The organism is Lentzea sp. NBRC 102530 (assembly GCF_030269365.1).
Taxonomy (GTDB): Bacteria; Actinomycetota; Actinomycetes; order Mycobacteriales; family Pseudonocardiaceae; genus Lentzea.
Genome location: NZ_BSTF01000016.1, coordinates 1 through 24,912 on the forward strand (window position 1 = coordinate 1; position 24,912 = coordinate 24,912).

The 24,912-nt window shown below is 70.6% G+C and carries 26 protein-coding genes and 1 rRNA gene; 25 read left to right on the top strand and 2 right to left on the bottom strand.

Going from position 1 to position 24,912, the window contains the following annotated elements:
* Positions 1 to 8 precede the first annotated feature (8 nt).
* From rrf to QSK25_RS34245, 13 genes are all read left to right on the top strand, one after another.
* Positions 9 to 125: ribosomal RNA gene (rrf, locus tag QSK25_RS34185) — 5S ribosomal RNA — on the top strand.
* Positions 126 to 211: 86 nt separating this feature from the next.
* Positions 212 to 2,749, top strand: coding sequence for a hypothetical protein (locus QSK25_RS34190; RefSeq protein WP_285644478.1), 2,538 nt, complete (start codon positions 212 to 214; stop codon positions 2,747 to 2,749).
* The gene (locus QSK25_RS34195) at positions 2,746 to 3,540 is read left to right on the top strand and encodes an HAD-IIA family hydrolase (protein ID WP_285644480.1); all 795 of its coding nucleotides are present in this window, start codon (positions 2,746 to 2,748) and stop codon (positions 3,538 to 3,540) included. The genes QSK25_RS34190 and QSK25_RS34195 overlap by 4 nt, the downstream gene beginning before the upstream one ends.
* A 5-nt stretch (positions 3,541 to 3,545) precedes the next feature.
* Positions 3,546 to 3,713, top strand: a complete 168-nt coding sequence (locus QSK25_RS34200; RefSeq protein ID WP_189159503.1) for a hypothetical protein — start codon at positions 3,546 to 3,548, stop codon at positions 3,711 to 3,713.
* 6 nt (positions 3,714 to 3,719) lie between these two features.
* Positions 3,720 to 4,517: a TlyA family RNA methyltransferase gene (locus QSK25_RS34205; RefSeq protein ID WP_285644484.1), complete on the top strand. Its 798-nt coding sequence runs from the start codon at positions 3,720 to 3,722 to the stop codon at positions 4,515 to 4,517.
* Entirely contained in the window at positions 4,514 to 5,404 is an 891-nt protein-coding gene (locus tag QSK25_RS34210) for an NAD kinase (protein WP_285644485.1), read from the top strand. Before QSK25_RS34205 ends, QSK25_RS34210 begins: the two co-directional genes overlap by 4 nt.
* Before the next feature lie 80 nt (positions 5,405 to 5,484).
* Positions 5,485 to 7,266, top strand: coding sequence for a DNA repair protein RecN (gene recN, locus QSK25_RS34215; RefSeq protein WP_285644486.1), 1,782 nt, complete (start codon positions 5,485 to 5,487; stop codon positions 7,264 to 7,266).
* Between the two features lie 29 nt (positions 7,267 to 7,295).
* Complete coding sequence (locus QSK25_RS34220; protein WP_285644487.1) at positions 7,296 to 7,892, top strand: hypothetical protein; 597 nt, start codon at positions 7,296 to 7,298, stop codon at positions 7,890 to 7,892.
* On the top strand, positions 7,885 to 8,505 hold the full coding sequence (locus QSK25_RS34225; RefSeq protein WP_285644488.1) for a hypothetical protein: 621 nt from the start codon (positions 7,885 to 7,887) through the stop codon (positions 8,503 to 8,505). Before QSK25_RS34220 ends, QSK25_RS34225 begins: the two co-directional genes overlap by 8 nt.
* Positions 8,502 to 8,933: a hypothetical protein gene (locus QSK25_RS34230; RefSeq protein ID WP_285644489.1), complete on the top strand. Its 432-nt coding sequence runs from the start codon at positions 8,502 to 8,504 to the stop codon at positions 8,931 to 8,933. Before QSK25_RS34225 ends, QSK25_RS34230 begins: the two co-directional genes overlap by 4 nt.
* On the top strand, positions 8,930 to 9,370 hold the full coding sequence (locus QSK25_RS34235) for a hypothetical protein (protein ID WP_285644490.1): 441 nt from the start codon (positions 8,930 to 8,932) through the stop codon (positions 9,368 to 9,370). Before QSK25_RS34230 ends, QSK25_RS34235 begins: the two co-directional genes overlap by 4 nt.
* A 63-nt stretch (positions 9,371 to 9,433) precedes the next feature.
* Complete coding sequence (gene steA / locus QSK25_RS34240) at positions 9,434 to 10,618, top strand: putative cytokinetic ring protein SteA (protein WP_285644491.1); 1,185 nt, start codon at positions 9,434 to 9,436, stop codon at positions 10,616 to 10,618.
* Positions 10,615 to 11,553 (top strand): copper transporter, encoded by a 939-nt coding sequence (locus tag QSK25_RS34245; protein WP_285644493.1) that lies wholly within the window; start codon positions 10,615 to 10,617, stop codon positions 11,551 to 11,553. Before steA ends, QSK25_RS34245 begins: the two co-directional genes overlap by 4 nt.
* On the opposite strand, the gene QSK25_RS34250 is transcribed toward QSK25_RS34245, so the two are convergent.
* Entirely contained in the window at positions 11,550 to 12,233 is a 684-nt protein-coding gene (locus QSK25_RS34250; protein WP_285644494.1) for a hypothetical protein, read from the bottom strand. The two genes, QSK25_RS34245 and QSK25_RS34250, sit on opposite strands and share 4 nt — an antisense overlap.
* Before the next feature lie 179 nt (positions 12,234 to 12,412).
* Between QSK25_RS34250 and pyrG the strand changes: the two genes are divergently transcribed.
* Genes pyrG through QSK25_RS34265 form a run of 3 tightly spaced genes read left to right on the top strand, consistent with a single transcriptional unit; the run spans position 12,413 to position 15,114 of the window.
* Positions 12,413 to 14,095, top strand: coding sequence for a CTP synthase (gene pyrG, locus QSK25_RS34255; protein ID WP_502881917.1), 1,683 nt, complete (start codon positions 12,413 to 12,415; stop codon positions 14,093 to 14,095).
* The gene (locus QSK25_RS34260) at positions 14,092 to 14,709 is read left to right on the top strand and encodes an NUDIX domain-containing protein (RefSeq protein ID WP_285644496.1); all 618 of its coding nucleotides are present in this window, start codon (positions 14,092 to 14,094) and stop codon (positions 14,707 to 14,709) included. Before pyrG ends, QSK25_RS34260 begins: the two co-directional genes overlap by 4 nt.
* A gap of 39 nt (positions 14,710 to 14,748) precedes the next feature.
* Positions 14,749 to 15,114 carry a DUF2752 domain-containing protein gene (locus QSK25_RS34265; RefSeq protein ID WP_285644497.1) on the top strand — a complete coding sequence of 122 codons (366 nt, stop codon included), beginning with the start codon at positions 14,749 to 14,751 and terminating at the stop codon, positions 15,112 to 15,114.
* Between the two features lie 7 nt (positions 15,115 to 15,121).
* On the opposite strand, the gene QSK25_RS34270 is transcribed toward QSK25_RS34265, so the two are convergent.
* Positions 15,122 to 15,724 carry an NINE protein gene (locus tag QSK25_RS34270; protein WP_285644498.1) on the bottom strand — a complete coding sequence of 201 codons (603 nt, stop codon included), beginning with the start codon at positions 15,722 to 15,724 and terminating at the stop codon, positions 15,122 to 15,124.
* A 53-nt stretch (positions 15,725 to 15,777) separates the two neighbouring features.
* Here QSK25_RS34270 and ald point away from each other — a divergent pair, with 53 nt between their 5' ends.
* The 9 genes from ald to QSK25_RS34315 all read left to right on the top strand — a co-directional run bounded on the left by ald (position 15,778) and on the right by QSK25_RS34315 (position 24,832).
* Positions 15,778 to 16,848 (top strand): alanine dehydrogenase, encoded by a 1,071-nt coding sequence (gene ald / locus QSK25_RS34275; RefSeq protein ID WP_285644499.1) that lies wholly within the window; start codon positions 15,778 to 15,780, stop codon positions 16,846 to 16,848.
* On the top strand, positions 16,845 to 17,732 hold the full coding sequence (xerD, locus tag QSK25_RS34280; protein WP_502881918.1) for a site-specific tyrosine recombinase XerD: 888 nt from the start codon (positions 16,845 to 16,847) through the stop codon (positions 17,730 to 17,732). Before ald ends, xerD begins: the two co-directional genes overlap by 4 nt.
* Positions 17,733 to 17,756: 24 nt before the next feature.
* Positions 17,757 to 18,086 (top strand): ArsR/SmtB family transcription factor, encoded by a 330-nt coding sequence (locus tag QSK25_RS34285; RefSeq protein ID WP_285644500.1) that lies wholly within the window; start codon positions 17,757 to 17,759, stop codon positions 18,084 to 18,086.
* A gap of 101 nt (positions 18,087 to 18,187) precedes the next feature.
* The gene (locus QSK25_RS34290) at positions 18,188 to 19,111 is read left to right on the top strand and encodes a ParA family protein (protein WP_285644503.1); all 924 of its coding nucleotides are present in this window, start codon (positions 18,188 to 18,190) and stop codon (positions 19,109 to 19,111) included.
* Positions 19,108 to 19,428, top strand: coding sequence for a hypothetical protein (locus QSK25_RS34295; RefSeq protein WP_285644506.1), 321 nt, complete (start codon positions 19,108 to 19,110; stop codon positions 19,426 to 19,428). The genes QSK25_RS34290 and QSK25_RS34295 overlap by 4 nt, the downstream gene beginning before the upstream one ends.
* A complete protein-coding gene (locus tag QSK25_RS34300) occupies positions 19,425 to 20,261 on the top strand; it encodes a segregation and condensation protein A (protein WP_285644508.1) in 837 nt (278 codons plus the stop codon). The genes QSK25_RS34295 and QSK25_RS34300 overlap by 4 nt, the downstream gene beginning before the upstream one ends.
* On the top strand, positions 20,258 to 21,214 hold the full coding sequence (gene scpB / locus QSK25_RS34305; protein ID WP_285644509.1) for an SMC-Scp complex subunit ScpB: 957 nt from the start codon (positions 20,258 to 20,260) through the stop codon (positions 21,212 to 21,214). Before QSK25_RS34300 ends, scpB begins: the two co-directional genes overlap by 4 nt.
* The gene (locus QSK25_RS34310; protein ID WP_285644510.1) at positions 21,207 to 21,941 is read left to right on the top strand and encodes a pseudouridine synthase; all 735 of its coding nucleotides are present in this window, start codon (positions 21,207 to 21,209) and stop codon (positions 21,939 to 21,941) included. The genes scpB and QSK25_RS34310 overlap by 8 nt, the downstream gene beginning before the upstream one ends.
* Before the next feature lie 170 nt (positions 21,942 to 22,111).
* Positions 22,112 to 24,832 carry an nSTAND1 domain-containing NTPase gene (locus QSK25_RS34315; RefSeq protein WP_285644511.1) on the top strand — a complete coding sequence of 907 codons (2,721 nt, stop codon included), beginning with the start codon at positions 22,112 to 22,114 and terminating at the stop codon, positions 24,830 to 24,832.
* The last annotated feature ends 80 nt before the right edge of the window (positions 24,833 to 24,912 follow it).

The following is a 24,912-nucleotide window of genomic DNA, read 5'->3' on the forward strand; positions in this document are numbered from 1 at the left end:
CATAGTGTTTCGGTGGTTATAGCGTTGGGGAAACACCCGGTCCCATTCCGAACCCGGTAGTTAAGCCCTTCTGCGCCGATGGTACTGCACTGGTTACGGTGTGGGAGAGTAGGTCGCCGCCGAACTTCTTCCCTGAAGGGGCTTGTGATTGCGGGGCACAATTTAAGTGCTCGCTCACAGGCCCCTTTCAGCGTGTCCATAGGAGGATTTGGTGTCTAGGTTCGGGGATCGTCCCGGCGACCGTCAGCGTGGCCAGGGAGACCGACCGCGCCGTTCCGAGGGTGGCCGTCCAGCAGGCGATCGGAAGTTCAGCAACAACTCCCAGCGCGGCGAAAGCTCCGGTGACCGCAGCAACAGCGGCGACCGTCGAGACAACCGCGCCGGCTCCGGCGACCGCGGCGGTTACCGCGGTCAGGGTTCCAGTGACCGTGGTGGCTACCGCAAGGACGACTCCGGCGATCGCGGTGGCTACCGCGGCGACCGTTCGAGCGACCGCGGCGGCTCACGCGGCCAGGGCTCCGGCGACCGCGGCGGCTTCCGCAGCGACCGCCCGGCCTACCGCAAGGACGACTCGAACGACCGCGGTGGCTACCGCGGCCAGGGCTCGAGTGACCGTGGTGGCTACCGCAAGGACGACTCCGGCGATCGCGGTGGTTACCGCGGCGACCGGGGCGACCGGCCCGGCTTCCGCAGGGACGACTCGGGTGACCGCGGTGGTTACCGGGGTCAGGGCTCCAGCGATCGCGGCGGCTACCGCAAGAGCGACTCGAACGACCGTGGCGGGTTCCGCAAGGACGACCGCGGCGGTGACCGCGGTGGTTACCGGGGTCAGGGTTCGAGCGACCGCGGCGGTTTCCGGCGTGACGACGACCGTGGCGGCGATCGTGGTGGTTACCGCGGGCAGGGCTCCGGCGACCGTCCCGGCTACCGCAAGGACGACTCCGGCGATCGTGGCGGCTTCCGCGGCGAGCGCTCGGGTGACCGTGGCGGGTTCCGCAAGGACGACCGCGGTGGCGATCGTGGTGGTTACCGGGGTCAGGGCTCCAGCGACCGTGGCGGTTTCCGTCGCGATGACGACCGTGGCGGCTACCGCAAGAGCGACTCCGGCGAGCGCGGCGGGTTCCGCAGCGACCGGGGCGACCGTCCGGGCTTCCGCAAGGACGACTCGAACGACCGTGGCGGCTACCGGGGTTCCAGCGACCGCGGCGGCTACCGCAAGGACGACTCCGGCGATCGCGGCGGCTACCGCAAGAGCGACTCGAACGACCGTGGCGGATTCCGCAAGGACGACCGCGGCGGTGACCGTGGTGGTTACCGGGGTCAGGGTTCGAGCGACCGCGGCGGTTTCCGGCGTGACGACGACCGTGGCGGCGATCGCCGTGGGCAGGGTTCCGGCGATCGTGGTGGCTTCCGCAGCGACCGGGGTGACCGTCCGGGCTTCCGCAAGGACGACTCGAACGACCGCGGTGGCTACCGGGGTGACCGTTCGGGCGACCGCGGTGGGTTCCGCAAGGACGACCGCGGCGGCGACCGCGGCGGGTACCGCAAGAGCGACTCGAACGACCGCGGTGGCTACCGGAAGAACGACTCCGGTGACCGGGGCGGGTTCCGTCGCGACGACGACCGGGGTGGCTACCGCAACGACGAGCGTCCGGCCGCTGACGACAAGCGGGACGAGCGCAGCCGTGAGCGGGCGGCGCGGTTCCAGGAGCGCATCGCCGAGCAGGAGACCGTTGGCAAGGACACCGTCGAGGACGGCGCCGCCGAGGTGACCGGGCAGACCGGCGAGCGTGCCGGCTACCGGCTCGGTGACGGCGCTGCCGCCACGCGTGCCGCCGCCGGCCGTGAAGCCGCCAAGGCCGACACCGATGTCGACGAGGATGCCGACGAGGACGTCGACACCGACGAGGACGCGGTCGAGAGCAAGACCGAGGCCGACGAGACCGACGAGACCGACGAGACCGAGAAGGTCGTCGAGGCCGGCACCCCGAGCGTCGAGGCCGATGACGCTGACGAGCCCGGCGAGGTTCGCCACGAGGCGCCCGCGCCCCGTGGCGGACGGCCCGAGCTGCCGGAGGAAGCCGACCTGTCGCTGCTCGACCCCGAGATCAAGCTGGAGCTGCGCAGCCTTCCCAAGGGCCTCGCGGAGCTCGTCGGCAAGCACCTGGCCGCGGCCGGGCTGCTGATCGACGAGGAGCCGGAGCTCGCGCTCGAGCACGCCCGGTACGCGCGCAGCAAGGCTGCGCGGGTCGGGGTCGTGCGCGAGGCGGCCGGGCTCACGGCGTACTTCGCGGACGAGTGGGCCGAGGCGCTCAGCGAACTGCGGGCCGCCCGCCGGATGATGCCCGGACCGGGCCACCTGGCGATCATGGCGGACTGCGAGCGGGCGCTCGGCCGGCCGGAGCGGGCCATCGACCTCGCCAAGGACCCGGCGGCCAAGGAGCTCAGCCAGGAGGACGAGATCGAGCTGCGGATCGTCGCGGCCGGTGCTCGCCGGGACATGGGTCAGCTGGACGCGGCCGTCGTCGCGTTGCAGGGGCCGGACCTCGACCCGGGGCAGCGCACCCCGTACTCCGCGCGGCTCTTCTACGCTTACGCCGACAACCTGGCCGCGGCCGGGCGTACCGAGGAAGCCGTCAAGTGGTTCCTCAACGCCGCCGAGGCTGACGACGAGGGGGAGACGGACGCCGCCGAGCGCGCGTTCGAGCTGACCCACGAGGACACCCCAGAGGAGACCGGGCAGCAGTGAGCGAGACGTTGGTCGACAGGTACGACGCGTTGCTGATCGATCTCGACGGCACCGTCTACCGCGGAAACGAAGCCGTGCCAGGGGCCGCCGAAGCGATCGCGGCGGCCAGGAGCAAGGGCGTCGGCATCCGCTACGTCACCAACAACGCCTCCCGCTCACCGCAGACGGTGGCCGACCACCTCGTCGAGCTCGGGTTCGAGACGACGGTCGACGAGGTGAGCACCTCCTCCCAGGCGGGCGCGGCCATGCTGGCCGAACGCCTGCCGAAGCGCTCCACCGTGCTCGTGCTCGGCACCAAGGCCCTGCAGGCCGAGGTGCTGAAGCGCGGGCTCGTCCCGACCGACACCGCCGAAGGCGCGGTGGCGGTCCTGCAGGGCCTCTCGATGGACCTCGGCTGGCGTGAGCTGGCCGAGGCCACCGTGGCCATTCGCAACGGCGCGCTGTGGGTGGCGTGCAACGTCGACGCCACCCTGCCCACCGAACGCGGCCTGCTCCCCGGCAACGGCAGCCTCGTCGCGGCCCTCAAGGCCGCGACCGACCAGGAACCCCTCGTCGCCGGCAAGCCCGCCACCCCGCTGCTCCAGCAGGCGGCCAAGGACCTCGGCGCCCACCGCCCGCTGGTCATCGGCGACCGCCTCGACACGGACATCCTGGGCGCGGTGAACGCCGGCATGGACTCACTGCTCGTGCTCACGGGTGTATCGACCGAACAAGAAGCGCAAGCGCTTCCGGATGAGCAAAAGCCCACGTATGTCGGCGCGGACCTCTCGGTACTGCATCGGCTACCGTAAGAGGAGTGAGCTACCCCCTGCCCGGACCGCCGCCCAACCCGGCCGACGCCATCGAAGGCGCGCTGGAGCGGCTCGACGGGCTCGAGAACGTTCCCCTCGACGAGCACGTGGCCCGGTTCGACGCGGTGCACGCGACGCTCACCGACGCGCTGTCGAGCATCGACAAGGTGTGATGCACAGTGCCTCGCAGGGTGCGGCTCGACGCCGAACTCGTGCGCAGGGGGCTCGCCAGGTCCCGTGAGCACGCCAGCCAACTCGTCGCGGACGGGCGCGTGAAGGTGCGCGGCACCGTCGCGACCAAACCCGCGACCGCCGTGGAGACCTCCGACGCGGTCGTCGTCAAGGACATCGACAACGACCCCAACTGGGCGTCGCGGGGCGCGCACAAGCTCATCGGTGCGCTCGAGGGCTTCCAGATCGACCCGACCGGAAAGCGTTGTCTCGACGCGGGCGCATCCACTGGCGGTTTCACCGACGTGCTGCTGCGCAAGGGCGCACGGCAGGTCGTCGCCGCCGACGTCGGCAGGGGCCTGCTGGACTGGAAGCTGCAGACCGACGACCGGGTCGTGGTGAAGGACAAGACCAACGTCCGCACCCTCACGCCCGAGGACATCGGCGGCGAAGTTGAACTCGTGGTGGCCGATCTTTCGTTTATCTCGTTGAGGCTTGTGCTTCCCGCACTCGCCGCGTGCCTCGACGAGGAAGGCGATCTGCTGCCGATGGTCAAGCCGCAGTTCGAGGTCGGCAAGGAACGCCTCGGCTCCGGTGGCGTCGTGCGTGAACCCGAACTGCGCGTCGACGCCGTGCTCGAGGTGACCAAGGCCGCCGCCGAACTCGGCCTGGCCGTGCACGGGGTCGTCGCGAGCCCGCTGCCCGGCCCGTCCGGCAACGTCGAATACTTCCTCTGGCTGCGCAAAGGTGAAGCGACCGATGCCGCAGAGATGGTGCGCACCGCCGTCGAAGAAGGGCCCCAATGAGGGAAGTCCTGCTGGTCGTCCACACCGGTCACCAGAGCAACATCGATCTCGCCCGTCAGGTGGCAGGCCGCCTCGCGGTCGGGGGCGTCACGACGAGGGTGCTCGACGACGAGGCGCGTGACCTCGGCCCGTCGTGCTGCACCAAGGTCGTGCCCGCCGACGACCACGCGGCCGAAGGCACCGAACTCGTGCTGGTGCTGGGCGGTGACGGCACGCTGCTGCGTGGTGCCGAACTGGCCCGCCCCGCGCGCGTGCCGGTGCTGGGCGTCAACCTCGGCCGCGTCGGGTTCCTCGCCGAGGCCGACTCGGACGCGCTGCACGAGGCCGTCGGGCACGTGCTGGAACGCGACTACTTCGTGGAAGAGCGCATGACGCTCGACCTGATCGCCAAGGTCGACGGCGAGGTCGTCGTGCAGACCTGGGCGCTCAACGAGATCAGCGTCGAGAAGCTGATCCGCGAACGCATCCTCGAGGTCGTCGTCGAGGTCGACGGACGCCCGGTGTCGGCGTTCGGCTGCGACGGCGTGCTGTGCGCGACGCCCACGGGGTCCACCGCCTACGCGTTCTCCGCCGGCGGACCCGTCGTGTGGCCGGACGTGCAGGCGATCCTGGTGGTGCCGAGCAACGCGCACGCGCTGTTCGCGAGACCGCTGGTCGTCTCGCCGAAGTCGCACGTGGCGTTCGAGATCGAGGCGACCGGGCACCCGGCGGCGTTGTCCGCGGACGGGCGGCGCACGTTCGAACTGCCCGCGGGCGCGCGGATCGAGATCGTGGAGGGCGCGGTACCGCTGAAGGTCGTGCGGCTGCGCCAGGCACCGTTCACGGACCGGCTGGTCGAGAAGTTCGACCTGCCGGTGAAGGGCTGGCGGGGACCATCGGCAGGCTGACCGCGCCGCTCGGTGCGTCGGCACTGGCTCGTTACGGTGCCCGCGAGGAAATGTCGGAGTCGACAAGTAAGGTTCGCCCTGTGCTGGCCGAGATGCGCATCAATGGCCTTGGCGTGATCGACGAGGCCACCCTTGAACTAGATCCCGGATTCACCGTGGTCACCGGTGAGACCGGCGCGGGCAAGACCATGGTCGTGACCGGGTTGCACCTGCTCGGCGGTGGCCGGGCGGAGGCGTCGCGGGTCCGTACCGGGGCTGACAAAGCGGTGGTCGAAGGCCGCTTCCAGGCTCCGGCGGGCAGCCCTGCCGCGAAGGTGGCGGAGGAGGTCGGCGGCGAGGCCGACGAGGACGGGTCGCTGATCGCGATCCGCACCGTCGGGTCCGACGGCCGTTCCCGCGCGCACGTCGGCGGCCGTTCCGTGCCGGTCGGAGTCCTGTCCGAACTGGCCGAGCAGCTCATCGCCGTGCACGGTCAGAACGACCAGCTGCGCCTCATGCGCCCGACCGAGCAGCGTGCCGTGCTCGACAGGTTCGCGAGCGAGGACGTGGGCGAGCCGCTGCGCGCGTACCAGTCGGTCCGCGAGGAGTGGCTGCGCGTCTCGAACGAGCTGCGCGAACGCACCGAACGCTCCCGCGAGCTCGCCCGCGAGGCCGACCTGCTGCGGCACGGCCTGACCGAGATCGACGCGGTCGACCCCAAGCCGGGCGAAGAGACCGAGCTGCACGACGAGGCCCGCCGCCTCGCCGACGCCGACCAGCTCCGCGAAGCCGCCCAGGGCGCGCAGTTCGCGGTGTCGGGGTCCCTGGAGGGCGACCCGGACAACCCCGGTGCGCTCGGGCTGATCTCCGAGGCCGCGCGCAGGTTGTCCGCGTCCGAGGACCCGAAGCTCCGCGAGATGGAACCCCGGCTCGTCGAGGCCGCCACGCTGCTCGCCGACGTCGGCGCCGAGATCTCCGGCTACCTCGACCACCTGGAGGCCGACCCCGGCCGCCTGGAGGCCGTGCTGCAACGGCAGGCCGAGCTGAAGGCGCTCACCCGCAAGTACGCGGCGGACGTCGACGGCGTGATCGCCTGGGCCGCGGACGCCCGCGCCCGGCTCGACGGCCTCGACACGTCGGAGGAGGCGCTGACCGCGCTGGCCACCCGGCGCGACGAGCTGGCCGTCGAACTCGCCGGCCTGGCCGAACGGGTCACCGCCGCGCGCACCGAGGCCGCGCTGGAACTCGGCAAGGCCGTCAGCGAGGAGCTCGACGGGCTCGCCATGCCGCACGCCACGGTCGAACTGGCCGTCCGCCCCCGGCACGCCGAGTCGGGCGACGCGCAGGCGCTGACCGTCGGCCGCTCGATCCTGCACGCCGGGTCGTCCGGCGTGGACGACGTCGAACTGCGGCTGATCTCGCACCCCGGCGCGCCCGCGCTGCCGGTGCACAAGGGCGCGTCCGGCGGTGAGCTCTCGCGCGTCATGCTCGCGCTGGAGGTCGTGCTGTCGCACTCCGACCCGGTGCCCACGCTGGTGTTCGACGAGGTCGACGCCGGTGTCGGTGGCCGGGCGGCGGTCGAGGTCGGGCGCAGGCTCGCCCGGCTGGCCCGCTCGCACCAGGTCATCGTCGTGACGCACCTGCCGCAGGTCGCCGCGTTCGCGGACAGGCACCTCGTCGTGGACAAGTCCGCCGACGGCACGTTCACCCGGTCCGCCGTGCGCAAGCTGGACGAGACGCAACGGGTCGTGGAACTGGCCCGCATGCTCGCCGGCATGGACTCGACGGACACCGGTCGCGCGCACGCCGAGGAGCTGCTGGCCGCGGCCAAGGCCGACAAGTCGTCGGCGCCGGTCGTGCGCAGGCGCAAGAAGAAGGGCTGACACCGCTCGAGTTCGGCATGATGGGCAGGGTGACCGGATCTGTGACGACGCGCCGCGTCTTCGGCGCGGTGCTGGTGTGCGTCGCGGCCGGGCTCGCGGTGGTGGCCACGTTCCTGAACGCCTACTCGGTGCAGTTCGTGGTCAACCGCCGCACGCTGCGCTTCGAGGCGACGACGTGGGCCGTGCAACGCGACGACTTCCGCGAGTTCCTGCTGCTCAAACCCCTGGAGTTCGGGGAGCCGGTGGTGGGCGGCGCGGTCGTCGTGCTGGTGTCGGCCGTGCTCGCGTTCCGGGTGCCCGCCCTGCGGATCGGCACGCTGCTCGGCGCCGGGCTGCTGGTCGGTGCCGCCTGGTCCGCGGTCGTGCGGGTGCAGGGGCTGATCGACGAACTCGGCTCGCTCGACTCGCCCGTGCCCATCGAGGTGGAGCAGGGCGACGGCGTCACGATGCTGATCGTCGCCGCGGGCCTGGCCGTCATCGCGGCCGTGCTGCACCAGGAACTGCCGCGGACCGAACCCCGTCCGGACACCGGTGACGGCGTGGTGATCCACCAGGCCGACGACGCGGACGACACGGACACCCCGCCGTACGGGTATCCGGTGATCGTGGAGCCGAAGAGTGATTGACCGTCGCAGGATCAGCCTCGGGCTGCTCGTCCTCACGGCCCTGCTGGCCGCGATCGGGACGCTGCAACCCATGTTCAGCATCGTCTACCGGGGCTTCAGCCACCGGATGACGGTGACCACGACGCTGTGGAACACCACCTCGGACCCGGCCGACGGCCCGCCCGACCAGCCCGCGATCTTCGGCGCCGGCTGGCCCGTCGTGCTCGCGGTGCTGGTCGTGGCCGCCTCCGTGGTGCTGCTGGTCCGCGAACGGACCGCGTTCGTCGGGCGGCCGCTCGCCATGGGCGGTGCCGGGGTGCTGGCCGGGGTCGTGTTCCTCTACGTGGTGCTGGTGCGGGAGCTGGCGGCGAACATCTCCGACCCGCAGTACCAGTCCGCGAACGACAACAACGAAGTTCGCTTCCACGGCGGTTTCCACCTCCTGGTCATCACGGCGATCATCGGACTCGTCGGGGCCGCGCTCGCCCAGCAGCGCACGGCACCGTCGGCAGACGAAGAGGAAGACGACGAGAACGAGGACGGGGTGGTCGTGCACCAGCTCGGCAACGACGACGACACACCGCCGTTCGGGCTCGCCATCCCGCACGACGAACCGCAGCAGGAGACCCGGTGATCGGCAGACCCACCGCGATCGCGCTGATCGCCATCGGAGTCGTGCTGACCGCGACGGCCCTGGTGCTGCCGTGGTACTCGACCGGCTACGCGGGCGGTGTCGAGGTCGTGGTTCGCGCGTGGGGCACGGAGATCGTCAACAAGCCCGGCGACTGGCCTGCGGGTGAACTGTCCCCCTGGTACGGGCTGCCGGTCGCGGTCGCGCTGGCGTTGCTCGTCGCGGGGGTCTGGGTCACCCGCGCGGCACTGGCCGGTGCGGCCGGACAGCTCGGCGCCGCCGGGATCATCGCGGCGCTGGTGGTGTCCGAACGCGGCCACGCGATCGAGCAGCAGGGCGACTTCGCGATCGGGTTCGGGCTGGTGTTCCTCGCCGTCGGCACGGTCGTCGCGCTCGCCGGAGCCGTTGCCGTGCAACGGGAGGCGGCATGAGGAAGATCGCCGGCACCGTGTTGTTCGTGCTCGCCGCGGCCGCCGCGGTGGGGGCCACGTTCCTGCCGTTCTCGGAGCTGTTGATCAGGCTCGCGCCCGGCCAGCCGCAGACCGCCTACGTCACGACGGGGTGGAGCACGCACTTCGGGGGCACCAAGGACGAGCACGGCCCGTTGTTCGCCATTCCGGTCGTGCTCGCGGCCGTGGCGGTGCTCGCGGGCGTCAGGTGGCGAAAAGTCGCGTATGCCGGAGCGGCGGCGCTCGCGGGCGTCACCGGAATGTTGTTCGTGTATTTGCTGAACGCGATCAGCTTTCACGAGGAAGGCAACATCGCCATCGATCCGGCGCTGGAAGCCGGGTTCGGCAACGGTATTTGGGTCCTCATCACCGCTGTGGTCCTCGCGTTTGGTGCCGTAGTGGTTCACCCCGACGACTGAGCCACCTGGAATTGCCCGGCGTGCCTCACCTGTCACGTGGGCACCGTGGGTCACTATCGGCCCATGAAGCTTTCCGGGCTGCTGAGCCGCACCAACCACGAACTTCCCGGTGTCACGGGCGTCGCGCGGGTTGATCGGCGCGCGAGCGACCTGGTGCGGCGCGTCAGCGCCGGTGACATCGCGGTGATGGACCTCGTCGACCTCGACCGGCGCACCGCGGAAGCGCTCGTCACGGCCGAGGTCGTGGGCGTCGTGAACGCCTCGCCGTCCATTTCGGGGCGTTTTCCCAACCTCGGGCCGGAACTGCTGATCGAGGCGGGCATTCCGCTGATCGACCACGTCGGCGCGGTCGCGCTGCGGGAGATCAAGGAAGGCGCGAAGATCCGGCTGCACGAAGGAGTCGTGTACGCCGGCGAACGCGAGCTCGCCAAGGGGGTCGAGCAGAACGCCGAAAGCATCGCCGACGCGATGATCGAGGCGAAGGCCGGCATGTCGGCTCAGCTCGAGGCGTTCTCCGCCAACACCATCGAGTTCCTGCGCCGCGAACGCGCGCTCGTGCTCGACGGCGTCGGCGTGCCCGAGGTGTACGTCCCGATGCGCGACCGGCAGGTGCTCGTCGTCGCGGGCGGCCCGTCGCACGCCGAGGAACTGCGCAAGCTGCGCAAGTACATCCGCGAGTACCGGCCGGTGCTGATCGGCGTCGACACCGGCGCGGACACCCTGCACGACGCCGGGCTCAAGCCGGACATCATCGTCGGCGACCCCGACGGCATCGGCACCGCGTCACTGCGCGCGGCCGCCGAGGTGGTCGTGCCCGCGCAGACCGACGGCCACGCGCCCGGCCTGCAGCGGATCCAGGACCTCGGCATCGGCGCGGTGACGTTCCCCGCGTCGGGCAACGCGGAGGATCTCGCGCTGCTGCTCGCCGAAGCACACGGAGCGTCCCTGGTCGTCACGGTGGGGCTGCGCGCGACGCTGCGCGAGTTCCTCGACCGCGGGCACTCCGGTTCCAACCCCTCCACGTTCCTCACCAGGCTCAAGCTCGGCAGCAAGCTCGTCGACGGGGAGGCCGTCGCGACCTTGCACCGCAGCCGGGTCTCGCTGGGCGTGATCGTCCTGCTGGTGACCGCCGCGGTCGTCGCGATGGCGGCGGCGCTGGCGGTGTCCGGCGTCGGTCACGTCTACGTCGACATCGTGGTCGACGGCTGGCAATCCGTCGTCAACTGGTTCAAGGGGTTCTTCTCGTGATCACGCTGCGCTACCACATAGTTTCGATCACCGCCGTGTTCCTCGCGCTGGCGGTCGGTGTCGTGCTGGGGTCGACCGCGATCAGCGGACGGCTGCTGTCGGGGCTGAGCGACGAGAAGAACTCGTTGGCACAGCAGGTGAACGACCTGCAGAACGACCGCAACGCGTTGAACGCCAAGCTGACCGAGGCGGACAAGTTCGCCTCGTCCGTCGGCCCGCTCGCGGTCAAGGACCGGCTCACCGACCGCACGGTCGTCATCGTCACCACGGCCGATGCGCGCCCGTCCGACCGCGACGCCCTCACGAGCCTGCTGAAGTCCGCCGGCTCCACCGTCACCGGCGAGATCCAGCTGACCGACGCGTTCTCCGACCCGTCCCGCGGCGACCAGCTGCGCGACCTGGTGGCCCGGTTGCAGCCCGCCGGTTCGCAACTGCCCACCGCCGCCGACCCCGGCACCCGCGCGGGTGGCCTGTTCGGCACGTTGCTGCTGCTCAACTCCACTTCGAACCAGCCGCAGGCCACGGCCGACGAGATGGCGTCGGCGTTGTCCGGCCTCACCAACGCGGGGTTCGTGAAGGCGACCTCGGGCGTGAAGCCCGCGCAGCTCGCGATCGTGCTCACCGGCGGCGCCGCGATCGGTGACTCGGCCGCGGACCGCGCGTCGACCATCGCCCGCTTCGCCACCCAGCTCGACCGCACCGGAGCGGGCGTGGTGCTGGCCGGGGCCAACGGCTCCGCGAACGGCACGGGAGCGATCGGCGTGGTCCGCGCGGACACCGCCGCCACCTCGATCCTGTCCACGGTCGACAACTCCGACACCCCGGCGGGCCAGGTCGTCGTGGTGATGGCGTTGCGCGAACAGCTGGAGGGCCGCTCCGGCCGTTACGGCGTGGCGGGCAACGCGGAGGCGTCCTCGCCGGGCACCGCGGGTTAGTGCTCGGTCGTCCACTCACCGGGCAACGCCCGGTGGAGCTGCTCCAAGGCGCGCGGGGTGCGGGCGCGGGCCCACAGCCACTCGCCCTCGTCCTCGCGGACGATCAGGTCGTCGGCGACGAACCAGCGGGTGCCGGGACTGTGCAGCGGTAGCAGGGCGAAACGGTTCTCCAGCAGGGAGATGTCCACCTCGGACATCTCCCTGTCCGCCGTCTCGGCCCCGTCGCGGAACAACGACTCCGACAGCACCAGCTCCACGCACGCCAGCGAGAACCGGGGCAGCCAGGCGTCCCAGTGCTCCTGCGCCTTGTGCACCAGGTCGAGCTTGACCACCACGTGCGGGTCCTCGGCGCCGAGCGCGGCACCCCACGACGCGACCGACTGGTTCTCGTCGCGGAACACCAGCACGTCGTCGTCGAGGCGCAGCTCGGCCGGGGTGAGCAGCCAGTCCTGGTTGCTGGTGAGGTCGGGGCGCTTGCCGAACAACGCGTAGGCGTCGCGCACGGCGTCCGGCAGCCGCACGCCGAGCCGGTCCTCGGCGGCGTTCAGGTCGGCGTGGTTCCAGCCGTCGCGCGCCTCGATCGGCTCGGCCCACTCGGCCGCGAACCCCTCGATGAACCGCCACGCCGCCGAGCGGCCGCGCACCGCGAGTGCCGCGTTCCCCGCCACGTCGAAGGTCACGTGACAACTTTTCCTGATGCCGGGCCGTGCCGTGGGAGGTTCGGCAAAACCCCTCGCTGCGCCGATCGGGTGATGTGATCTGCCGGGTCGTGGTGCGCTGAGTGACGGACGGCGTGTTAGCGTTATGGCCCGTGGATAGGGGGATTTCGGCCCCCACGATTTTCACGGGAGCCCCGTTGGTGCAGCAGGCACGTACGACCAAGCACGTCTTCGTCACGGGAGGCGTCGCGTCTTCCCTGGGCAAGGGGCTCACGGCCTCCAGCCTCGGTCAGTTGCTCACCTCGCGCGGCCTGCGGGTGACGATGCAGAAGCTCGACCCGTACCTCAACGTGGACCCCGGCACGATGAACCCGTTCCAGCACGGCGAGGTCTTCGTGACCGACGACGGCGCGGAGACGGACCTCGACATCGGCCACTACGAGCGGTTCCTCGCGCGAGACCTGAGCGGCGAAGCCAACGTGACCACCGGCCAGGTGTACTCCGAGGTGATCGCCAAGGAGCGGCGCGGTGAGTACCTGGGCGACACGGTCCAGGTGATCCCGCACATCACCGACGAGATCAAGCGCCGCATCCGGATGATGGCGGAGCCGGACGCCGACGGCGTGACGCCGGACGTCGTCATCACCGAGGTCGGCGGCACGGTCGGTGACATCGAGTCGCTGCCGTTCCTCGAGGCGGCCCGCCAGGTCCGCCACGACGTCGGCCGCGACAACGTCTTCTTCCTGCACGTCAGCCTGATTCCGTACCTCGCGCCGTCGGGTGAGCTGAAGACCAAGCCGACGCAGCACTCCGTGGCCGCGTTGCGCAACATCGGCATCCAGCCGGACGCGATCGTGTGCCGCGCGGACCGGGAGATCCCGGACGCGCTCAAGCGCAAGATCGGCCTGATGTGCGACGTCGACACCGACGCCGTCGTCGCCGCGGTGGACGCGCCGTCGATCTACGACATCCCGAAGGTGCTGCACTCCGAGGGCCTCGACGCCTACGTCGTGCGCCGCCTCGGCCTGCCGTTCCGCGACGTCGACTGGACGGTGTGGGGCGACCTGCTGGAGCGGGTGCACAACCCGTCCGAGACGGTGAAGATCGCGCTCGTCGGCAAGTACGTCGACCTGCCCGACGCCTACCTCTCGGTCACCGAGGCGCTGCGTGCGGGCGGGTTCGCGCACCACGCCAAGGTCGAGATCAAGTGGGTGCCGTCGGACGAGTGCCAGACGCCGGAAGGCGCGGCGCGGGCGTTGTCCGGCATGGACGGCGTGCTGATCCCCGGCGGGTTCGGGGTGCGCGGCATCGAGGGCAAGCTCGGCGCGCTGAAGTACACGCGCACCCGCGGCGTGCCGACGCTGGGCCTGTGCCTCGGCCTGCAGTGCATGGTGATCGAGGCGGCGCGGAACCTCGCGGGCATCGAGGACGCCAACTCCTCGGAGTTCGAGGAGGGCGGCACGCCGGTCATCTCGACCATGGCCGACCAGCAGGACGTCGTGTCCGGTCAGCGGGACATGGGCGGCACGATGCGCCTCGGCGCGTACATCGCGAAGCTCACGCCCGGTTCGGTCGTCGCCTCGGCGTACGGCTCGACCGAGGTGTCCGAGCGGCACCGCCACCGCTACGAGGTCAACAACGCGTACCGGGGCAAGCTCGCCGACGCCGGCCTGGTGTTCTCCGGCACGTCGCCGGACGGCCGCCTGGTCGAGTTCGTGGAGCTGCCGGCCGACGTGCACCCGTTCTACGCGGGCACGCAGGCGCACCCGGAGCTCAAGTCGCGCCCGACGAAGCCGCACCCGCTGTTCGCGGCGTTCGTGAAGGCCGCGATCGACTACCGGGTGGCTGACCGCCTCCCTTTGACGGCGGGCGCATCCCAGTGACGCGCCACGACTTCCGGACGGTCTCCAGCGAGGACCTGCACGTCGGCCGTGTGGTCGCGCTGCGGGTCGACGACGTCGAGATGCCCGGCGGCGGCACGGCCAAGCGCGAGGTCGTCGAGCACATGGGCGCCGTCGCGGTCGTGGCCGTGGACGCCGACGGCCAGGTCGTGCTGATCCACCAGTACCGGCACCCGCTGGGCCGGCACCTGTGGGAACTGCCGGCCGGGCTGCTCGACCACGACGGCGAGGAGCCGGTCGTCGGCGCACGGCGGGAGCTGGCCGAGGAGGTCGGGCTCGACGCGGCGCGCTGGGACGTGCTGGTCGACTCCGCCGCGTCGCCCGGGTTCACCGACGAGGTCGTGCGCGTCTACCTGGCGCGCGACCTGAGCGAGGTGGACCGGGAGGTGCAGGGCGAGGAGGAGGCGGACCTGGAGATCCACCGCTTCCCGATCAGCGAGGCCGTGCAGATGGTGCTGGCGGGGGAGATCGTGAACTCCTCGGCCGTCGCCGGGCTGCTCGCCGCGCGGGAGGTGCTGGAGGGACGGGCCGAGCCGCGTCCGGCCGACGCCCCGTTCCGCGACCGGCCCACCCGGTTCGCCGCGCGCAAGAAGTAAGTTGGGTTCATGCAGACGCTGACGGGTTCCTTCACACGGATGAGGGGGCCCCTCAGCGTGCTCGCCGCTGGTGCGGCGGGCGCGACGTTGTTGTTGTTCGTCGACCCGAACCAGCCGGGCAACCTGCTGCCCAAGTGCCCGTTCAACTGGCTGACGGGCCTGAACTGCCCCGCGTGTGGCGTCACGCGCATGCTGCACGCACTGCTGCACGGCGATGTCGTCAGCGCGTTCCACTTCAACGCCGTGATGCTCGCGTTCGGTGTGCCGCTGGTGTTGTGGCTGTTCGTGCGGTGGAGCCGTGACCGGTGGACGGGCGAACGGCGATCCGTGCCCAGATCGGTCGGTGTCGCCGTTCTCGTCGTCGCGGTCGTGTGGGGCGTGGGCCGCAACCTCGCGGGCGTTTAGTGCGGCACTAGCTGTCCCGGAGCCTGCGGCCTTCCGCGTCCGTGCCGCCGTTGACCAGGATGATGATCGCGTCGACCAGCGACCAGATGCCGCAGCCGCCGCAGGTCAGGAGCTGGGCCACGGCCATGCCGGTGTGGCCGGTGTAGAAGCGGCCGATGCCCAGGTTGCCCAGGAACAGCTGCAGCAGGCCCGCGACGATCTTCGACTTGTCCGAGAACGGGATGCCCGTGTACGGGTCGACGCCGTACGGCGCGCCGGGACCGGGGTAGCCCATCGGCGGCGGCGGAACCGGGTACTGCTGCTGCGGGCCCGTCGGCGGCGGGTAGTACGCCTGCGTGGGCGGCGGCACGTAGCCGGGCGGCGGGGGCGGGGGCACGGCGGCGAACGGCACCGAGTTCGGTGCGAGGAACGGCGGGTGGGGCTGCGGCAGGTCGCGGAACAGCTCCGCGAGCTCGACGTAGGTCTGCGCGTTGGACGCGCGGTTCACGCGTTCCTGGTACTCGCCGATGTCGAGCCGCGCCATCGCGAAGTGGTCGTTGAGGGCGGTGATCGCCTCTTCGCGCTGTTGGTTGCCGATGCGCTGGTGCTCTGGCCCGAATGCTTCTGACACGGCTGGCCACGTTATCCGATGCAGCAGATCGATATCGGGAATACGCTGCGACGATGCTGGTCGGTGTCCCAAAGGAGATCAAGAACCACGAGTACCGGGTGGCCATCACGCCCGCCGGTGTGGTGGAGCTGGTGCGCCGCGGGCACTCCGTCGTGATCGAGCGGGACGCCGGGGCCGGATCGTCGTTCCCCGACCACGAGTACGCCGCGGCGGGGGCGCGGATCGCCGGCACGGCCGACGAGGTGTGGGGGCTCGCGGACCTGGTGCTGAAGGTCAAGGAACCGATCGAGCCCGAGTACCACCGGATGCGCCGTGACCAGGTGCTGTTCACCTACCTGCACCTCGCGGCGTCGCCGGCGTGCACGGCGGCGATCGCGGCGGCCGGGATCACGGCCATCGCGTACGAGACGGTGCAGCTCGCGGATGGCTCGTTGCCGTTGCTGGCGCCGATGAGCGAGATCGCCGGGCGGATGGCGGCGCAGGTCGGCGCGCACTGCCTGGAACGTGCCCAAGGTGGGCGCGGGGTGTTGCTCGGCGGTGCGCCCGGGGTGGCCGCCGGCAAGGTCGCGGTGATCGGGGCCGGGGTGGCGGGGATGAACGCGGCCACGATGGCGGTCGGCATGCAGGCCGAGGTCGTGGTGCTGGACAACAACGTCAACCGGTTGCGGCAGATCGACTTCGTGTACCGCGGGCACCTGCAGACGATCGCGTCCAACGCGTACGAGATCGAGAAGGCCTGCCGTTGGGCGGACCTCGTGGTCGGTGCGGTGCTGGTGCCCGGTGCGCGGGCGCCGAAGCTCGTGAGCAACGCATTGGTGTCCTCTATGCGTTCTGGGTCCGTGTTGGTGGACATCGCCGTCGATCAGGGCGGATGTTTTGAGGACACGCGGCCCACCACACACGATGCGCCTACGTACCGTGTGCACGACTCCGTGTTCTACTGCGTCGCGAACATGCCCGGTGCCGTGCCGAACACGTCGACGTACGCGCTCACGAACGTGACGCTGCCGTACGTCATCGCGTTGGCGGACAAGGGTTTCGAAACAGCTGTCGGCGCGGATCCCGCGCTGGCCAAGGGTGTCAACGCACGGAACGGGAAGATCGTGTTGGAAGGGCTGGCGTGATCGCTCAGTTGGTGGCGACCTACCTCGACCACCTCGCCGTGGAGCGCGGCACGGCCCGCAACACCCTCGATTCGTACACTCGCGACCTTCGCCGCTACACCGAGCACCTGGAGTCCCTCGGTGTCACGGATCTGGGCGCGGTGACCGAGATGCAGGTGAGCGAGTTTCTCGCCGTGCTGCGGGAAAGCGGGCTTGCGGCTTCTTCTGCCGCACGGACATTGGTGGCCGTGCGCGGGTTGCACCGCTTTGCGCACCGTGAAGGCGTTGTGCCCCATGACGTCGCACGGGCCGTGCACCCGCCTTCGCCGCCCAAGCGGTTGCCGAAGGCCTTGCCGGTGAATGAGGTTCTCACCCTCCTCGACACTGTGGGAAACCTCAGGGACAAGGCGTTGCTGGAGCTGCTGTACTCGACGGGAGCCCGGATCTCCGAGGTGGTGGGGCTCGACGTCGACGACATCGACGCGTCCGAGCGCACCGTGCTGCTCGACGGGAAGGGAGGCAAGCAGAGGCTGGTTCCGGTGGGGCGTCCGGCGTTGGCGGCGGTGGACGCGTACCTGGTTCGCGCGCGTCCCGCGTTGGCGGCGAAGGGGCGTGGCACACCGGCTTTGTTCTTGAACGCGCGCGGCGGAAGGCTGTCGCGGCAGAGCGCGTGGACGGTGTTGAAGACCGCTGCGGAGGAGGCGGGAATCAGTGCCGCGGTGTCTCCGCACACGTTGCGACATTCGTTCGCCACCCATCTGCTCGAAGGGGGTGCTGACGTTCGGGTGGTGCAAGAACTCCTCGGGCACGCATCCGTTACGACCACTCAGGTGTACACACTGGTAACCGTTACGACTTTGAGGGAGGTCTACGCAACTGCACACCCTCGGGCCACTGGAACATGAGGCTTCCACGGGTACGGTGGGCGGGTGCCGAACTTGGACGAGCCGTCCCCACAGGCCATTGATCTTGCCGCTGTGCTGCACGCCCTGAGCGATCCGACGAGGCTCGCGGTGGTGCGCCAGATCCAGTCGAGCGGCGAACGACTGTGCGGGGCCTTCGAGGTTGACGTGGCGAAGTCGACGCTCTCTCAGCACCTGCGCGTGCTGCGCGAAGCGGGCATCACACGAACACGCTGCCGGGGCAACCAGCGCTGGGTCTCACTGCGTCGTGATGACCTGGATCTTCTCTTCCCGGGGCTGCTGGACGTCGTGCTCTCCGCCGTCGACAGGCGAACACGAACGGATGTCGCGGTCTAACTCAGTCTTGACAAACTCCGGCGAGGCGCGTTGCCGCTCGCACGGGTGCGGCCTAGGCTGCGCCCCGAGAGACGACTACGACCAGTGAGGGAACGCCAGCCATGTCGACACCGGAGCACGCTTTCGCGCCCCGTGCCGACCTGAACCTGGCCCCGCACGCCGCGCCGGTGGACGACGTCGCCACCGAGCAGGTCGACGGCATCGGCCCGACCGGCAGACAGCGCCGCGCGATTCCCGACCCGCCGGCGTTGCTGCACCACGGCCCGGCGAAGATCCTGGCCGTCTGCAACCAGAAGGGCGGCGTCGGCAAGACGACGACGACCATCAACCTGGGCGCGGCGCTGGCCGAGTACGGGCGCCGCGTGCTGCTCGTGGACTTCGACCCCCAGGGCGCGCTGTCGGTCGGCCTCGGCGTGCACCCGCACCAGCTGGAAACCACGATCTACAACGTCATCATGGAGAACGACACCGCCGTTCCCGACGTCATCCGCAAGACCATGGTCGACGACATGGACCTGTTGCCGAGCAACATCGACCTGTCGGCGGCCGAGATCCAGTTGGTGTCGGAGGTGGGCCGCGAGCACACGCTCGTGCGCACCCTTCGTCCCGTGATCGACCACTACGACTACGTGCTGGTCGACTGCCAGCCCTCGCTCGGCCTGCTCACGGTGAACGCCCTCGCGGCCGCGGACGGTGTGCTGATCCCGCTGGAGTGCGAGTTCTTCTCGCTGCGCGGGGTGGCGCTGCTCATCGACACCATCGAGAAGGTCAAGGAACGCTTGAACCCCAAGCTCAACATCACCGGCATCCTCGCCACGATGTACGACCCGCGCACCCTGCACTCGCGCGAGGTGATGGCCCGCGTCGTGGAGGCGTTCGGCGACATCGTGTTCGACTCGGTCATCAACCGCACGGTGCGCTTCCCCGAGACCACGGTGGCCGGCGAGCCGATCACCCGCTGGGCCCCGCGTTCCTCCGGCGCCAACGCCTACCGCGCGCTGGCCCGCGAGGTGATCGCCCGGTGAACCGTCGCCCATCACTGCCGGGGGCGGCGGAGCTGTTCAGGCTGACCGCTGCTCCGGCTCCGGAGGTCTCCACCTCCGAGGACGCCCCGCAGCAACGCCGTGGCTCCGGCCGCACCAAGCACACCACGAAGATCACGGTCTACGTGTCCGACGAGGAACTGCTCGCGCTGGAGACCGCGCGGCTCGCGCTGCGCGCGTCCTACGGCCTGGGCGTCGACCGGGGACGTGTCGTCCGCGAGGCGATCGCCATCGTGCTGGACGACCTGGAGACGCTCGGTGACGCGTCGTTGCTGGTACGCAGGTTGCGCGAGCAGTGACCGAGGAAGCCCCCGCTGCTGAGGTCGCTCCTCCCGACGATGGCAAGTTCAAGGTCAGGCTCACGAACTTCGAGGGCCCCTTCGACCTGCTCCTGCAACTGATCTCGCAGCACACCCTGGACGTCACCGAGGTGGCGCTGCACCAGGTCACCGACGACTTCATCGCGCACATCCGCGGCATGGGCGACCAGTGGGACCTCGACGAGACCACCGAGTTCCTGGTCATCGCCGCCACCCTGCTGGACCTCAAGGCGGCCCGCCTCCTGCCGACCGGAGACGTGGAGGACGAGGACGACCTGGCGCTGCTCGAAGCGCGCGACCTCCTGTTCGCCCGCCTGCTCCAGTACCGCGCCTACAAGCAGGTGGCGGCCCTCTTCGCCGAACTCGAACAGGGCGCCTTCCGCCGCTACCCGCGCTCGGTCTCCCTGGAACCCCGCTTCGAGGGCCTGCTGCCCGAGGTCATGCTCGGCGTGACCCCGGACAAGTTCGCCCTGATCGCGGCCGCGGCCTTCCGCCCCAAGCAGAAGCGCACCCTGTCGGTGGACCACATCCACCAGCACCGGGTCTCGATCCGCGAAACGGCCGACGAACTCCGCGCCCTGCTCATCGAGAAGGGCACGGCCTCGTTCTCGGAGATCGTCGCCGACTGCACCGAGACCATGCAGATCGTGGCGAGGTTCCTGGCGCTGCTGGAGCTGTACCGCGAGAAGTCGCTGGCCTTCGAGCAGGAAGACCCCCTGGGCCCGCTGCAGGTGACGTGGGTGGGCGGAACGTTGGAGCAGGTGCAGGCACAAGTGCACGCCGGCGACGAGGATGAGGACTACGGCGGATGAGCGAGCCACTGGTGGGACCGGACGCGGCAGAGGTCGAGCAGCCGGGACCGGCCTTCGACGGCACTCGGCCCGCAGCCCCCGAAGCCGCTGGCCAGGACGCCGCAGGGGAGCAGGCCGAGGCTGAGCCCGACGCCGCTCTCGACGACGCCGCGCCCGCTGCCGTCGAACTGGAGGAACCCGACACGTCGGGTGAGGCGCCCGCCGCCCCGCGACCGACCGAGGAACCCGGCGACGCCGCCCTGGACGACGCGGCGCCCGCCGCCGTGGTGCTGGACGAGCCCGCACCCGAAGCCGCCGCGGAACCAGAGCCGGAGCCCGACCCCGCAGACTCAGCGGACGCCGCCACCCTCGAGGCCCAGCTGCTCGCCGCCGCCCCCGAAGAGGACATCGAGGACTCCGGCCTCCCCGACCTCACCGACGACGCCACCTTCGAGGCCGCCCTCGAGTCGGTGCTGCTCGTCGTGGACAGCCCGATCGCCGAGGACCAGCTCAGCAGTGCCCTCGAGCAGCCGGTGAAGCGCGTCAAGCAGGCACTCCGTACACTTTCAGCTCGGTACACCGAGTCCGGCAGCGGTATCGATCTGCGCAGGGCGGGGGACGGCTGGCGGTTCTACACGCGGGACCGGTTCGCCCCGTTCGTGGAGAAGCTGTTGCTCGACGGTCAGCGCGCGAAACTCACCCGCGCTGCCCTGGAGACGCTCGCGGTGATCGCCTACCGGCAGCCCGTCACGCGGGCGCGGATCGCGGCGGTTCGCGGCGTCAACGTGGACGGTGTGATCCGGACCCTTGTGGCGAGGGGGCTCATCGAGGAGACGGGCACCGACAGCGACACTGGTGGGATCCTGTACCGCACGACCGAACTGTTCCTGGAGCGGTTGGGGCTGTCCTCGCTGAGGGATCTGCCGCCGATCGCTCCGCTCCTGCCCGAAGTGGATGCGATCGACGATGTCTGAGAACGAGGGCGTGCGCCTGCAGAAGGTGCTCGCGCAGGCGGGGATCGCCTCGCGCCGTGCTTCGGAGGAGCTGATCGACCAAGGGCGTGTGCAGGTCGACGGCAAGGTCGTGCGGGAGCAGGGGCGGCGGATCGACCCCGAGACGGCCGTCGTGCACGTCGACGGGGTGCGGGTGCAGATCCGCGAGGACGTCGTGACGATCGCGCTCAACAAGCCGTTCGGGATGTTGTCCACGATGGAGGACGACCTCGGCCGGCCCTGCGTGGGTGACCTGGTGCGCAACCGCAAGGAGCGGCTGTTCCACGTCGGCCGGCTCGACGCCGAGACCGAGGGGCTGTTGCTGCTCACGAACGACGGTGAGCTCGCGCACCGGTTGATGCACCCGAGCTACAACGTCAAGAAGACGTACCTCGCCGAGGTGCCGGGGCCGGTCGAGAAGGGCCTCAACAAGAAGCTCAAGGCGGGCATCGAACTGGAGGACGGGCCGGTCAAGGTCGACTCCTTCAAGCTCATCAGCGCGGTGCCGGGCAAGGCGCTGGTCGAGATCGTGCTGCACGAGGGCCGCAAGCACATCGTCCGCCGCCTCATGGAGACGGCCGGGTACCCGGTGCAGTCGCTGGTGCGGGTCGCGGTCGGTGACGTGTCGCTCGGCAACCAGCGTCCCGGCTCCATGCGGGTGCTGAACCGCCAGGAGGTCGGCGGGCTGTACAAGCTCGTCGGCATGTGATCAGAATCTGAACCCCCGCTCGCCCCTCCGGCCCCCAGAGCCGGAGGGGCGGTCTGCGGTGAACCCCCGTTCACCTTGCGACGGAAACGCTACGGCGACGACGTTGTAAGGGGTCGGCAGTGCGCTTTGAACAACAACGTGTAGACAATCGGTCTCTGGGGGAGACCGACATGCCACGTGCTGAAAGTCCGTTGACCGGCGAGGACACCGAACTCGGCCGGTTCGCGGGAGACCTGAGGAAACTGCGCGAGAAGGCGGGCACACCGTCCTATCGAGCGCTCGCTTCACGCGCGCATTACTCGGCCGCGACGCTGTCGGACGCCGCCGGGGGCAAGAAGCTGCCGAGCCTCGCGGTCACGCTCGCCTACGCGAAGGCCTGCGGAGGCGACGAGCAGGAGTGGGAACAGCGGTGGCGCGCCATCGCCGCCCCGCCGGAACCGACCGCGCAGGCGCCGTACGTCGGCCTCAAGGCGTTCCAGCAGGAGGACGCGGCCAGGTTCCACGGCCGCGAGAAGCTCACCGCGAAGCTCACCGAACTCGTCACCACCCGCCCGTTCGTCGGTGTCTTCGGCGCGAGCGGGTCCGGCAAGTCGTCGCTCCTGCGGGCGGGCCTGCTCCCGAACCTCGACCGAGCGCTGATCTTCACGCCGGGCCCGCAGCCGCAGGACGAGTGCGCGGTCCGGCTGGCCCAGCTCACCGGCCACTCCGCCGTGACCCTGCGCGCCGAACTCGACGACCCCAGGGCGCTCACCCTCATCGTCCAGCAGCACGACGCACACCTCGTCCTGGTCGTCGACCAGTTCGAGGAGGTCTTCACGCTGGCGAGCCCCGAGCAACGCGACTGGTTCATCGACGCCCTCACCCAGGCCCGGCACGTGGTCATCGGCGTCCGCGCCGACTTCTACGGTCACGTCGGCCGCCACCCGGCACTGGTCGAGGCCCTCGAAGACGCGCAGGTCCTGGTAGGACCGCTCACGACCGAGGAACTCCGCCGCGCCATCGTCGAGCCCGCCCGGCACGTCGGTGCCACGGTCGAGTCCGCCCTGGTCACGAGACTCGTCGCGGACGTGGCGGGCCAGCCGGCCGCCCTCCCGCTCGTGCAGCACGCCCTCGTCGAGACCTGGCACCGCCGCCGCGGCATGACGCTCACGCTCGTCGGCTACGAGGAAGCGGGCGGCGTCGACCACGCCATCGCCCGCACGGCGGAGACCGTCTACGGGCAACTCACGGCAGAGCAGCAGCACACGGCCAGAAAGACGTTCCTGCGTCTGATAGCACTGGGCGAAGGCACAGAGGACACCAAACGGCGCGCGAACCGCGAGGACCTGGACGCCGACGTGCTGGAACGCCTCGCCACCGCACGCCTGGTCACCCTCACCGAGCAGCACGCCGAACTCACCCACGAGGCGCTCATCCGCTCGTGGCCGAGGCTGCGCGACTGGATCGCCGAGGACCGCGAGACCCTGCGCGTGCACCACCGCCTGACCGAGGCGGCCAGGACCTGGGACGGCGACCCCGACGCCCTCTACCAGGGCGCACGGCTCGCCCAGGCCGCCGAACTCAGCCCGCAGGACCTGACCGGCGACGAACGGGAGTTCCTCGCCGCGAGCCAGGCCGAAGGCCGTCGCAGAACGAGACGAGCCCGTGCGTTCACCGCGGTCCTCGCGGTCCTGGTGCTGCTGCTGGCCGGCACGGTCGTGTTCGCGATGCGCAAGGCGAACGAGGCGCAGGACCAGCGCGACCTCGCCATCGCGGGCAACGCCGCCGCCGAGGCGCGCTGGCTCGCCAGGCTGCCGTCGGACAACGGACAGGCCGTGCGCCTCGCCCTCGCCGTGCACCGGGTCGCGCCCAGCGACGCCAGCCGCGATCTGCTGCTCGGCACCGACGCCGCGCTGTACCAGCGGCACTTCCAGCCCGGCAACCGCCGGATCACCGCCAAGGCCGACGGCGGCACGCTCTTCCTGGCCGACGACCACGGGTCGTCCTCCCCGGTGCTCTGGGACGTCGAGACGGACAGGCTCGTCGGCTCGCTGCCGAACGTCCCGATCGCGATCAGCGACGACAACCGTCGCGCGGTGGTCCCCGAGACCGGCACCAGGTTCGGTCTGTACGACATCGCCCCCACCGGCGAGGTGACCCGGCTCGCCGACCTCCCGGCGCACCGCGGCACCGCGGTCGCCACCAGGAACGGTGTCGGCGTCGTCGCCGGTCTGGTGGGCGAGGGCGAGGAGGCGAGACCGAAGGTCTGGGTGCAGGACGGCTCCGGCGCCGTCCGGGAGATCGCGCCGCCCGGTGACGGGTGGGCCTTCTCCGTGCGGTTCTCCCCGAACGGCGACGTGCTCGCGGTCGAACGGGGCAACGGCGCGGGTGTGCAGCTCTGGCGGTTCGACGGCACCGGGCTGCACCTCGTGGGAGGGTTCGAGTCCCGCGTCGCCACGGCGGGGCCGAGGTTCAGCCCGGACGGCCGTCTGCTGCTGATGGTCACGCCCACCAGTGCTTCGGCCTCCGTGTGGGACGTCTCCGATCCGGCGAACCCGGTGCGCCGGGCGGATCTTCCGCAGCAGTTCGCCAACACGATGAACCCGTTGATCCAGTTCTCGCCGGACGGCAGCCGGGTCGCGCTCGGCACGGCGAGGACCGTGGACGTCTGGGACCTGGGGCAGCCCGGCGCCCCCAGGAAGCTCGCGGCGTTCGACAACTTCACCGCGGACGTCACGGCGGTCTTCTTCTGGGAACGGGGATTCGCGGCGATGACGGCGAACACCACCGTCTGGCAGCTGCGCCTCGACCCCGAGCAGGTCGCCCGGGACCTCTGCCTCGGTGGCGCGGAACTGTCCGACAAGGAGTGGGAGAAGTACTTCCCGGGGATCGCCCGCGTGCCCGTGTGCTGAGGTCGTGAGCCGTGGGTGGCGCGTGCGCGGGCCACCCACGGCCACCTCCGGCGCCGGTTCGGGGCGCGAGCACCGGGTCT

Coding starts and splice junctions, on each gene's coding strand:
- QSK25_RS34210 (WP_285644485.1), top strand. CDS start 4,514: ATGAGGGAAGTCCTGCTGGTCGTCCACACCGGTCACCAGAGCAACATC.
- steA (WP_285644491.1), top strand. CDS start 9,434: ATGAAGCTTTCCGGGCTGCTGAGCCGCACCAACCACGAACTTCCCGGT.
- QSK25_RS34265 (WP_285644497.1), top strand. CDS start 14,749: ATGAGGGGGCCCCTCAGCGTGCTCGCCGCTGGTGCGGCGGGCGCGACG.
- QSK25_RS34315 (WP_285644511.1), top strand. CDS start 22,112: ATGCCACGTGCTGAAAGTCCGTTGACCGGCGAGGACACCGAACTCGGC.
- QSK25_RS34235 (WP_285644490.1), top strand. CDS start 8,930: ATGAGGAAGATCGCCGGCACCGTGTTGTTCGTGCTCGCCGCGGCCGCC.
- QSK25_RS34310 (WP_285644510.1), top strand. CDS start 21,207: ATGTCTGAGAACGAGGGCGTGCGCCTGCAGAAGGTGCTCGCGCAGGCG.
- scpB (WP_285644509.1), top strand. CDS start 20,258: ATGAGCGAGCCACTGGTGGGACCGGACGCGGCAGAGGTCGAGCAGCCG.
- QSK25_RS34290 (WP_285644503.1), top strand. CDS start 18,188: ATGTCGACACCGGAGCACGCTTTCGCGCCCCGTGCCGACCTGAACCTG.
- ald (WP_285644499.1), top strand. CDS start 15,778: ATGCTGGTCGGTGTCCCAAAGGAGATCAAGAACCACGAGTACCGGGTG.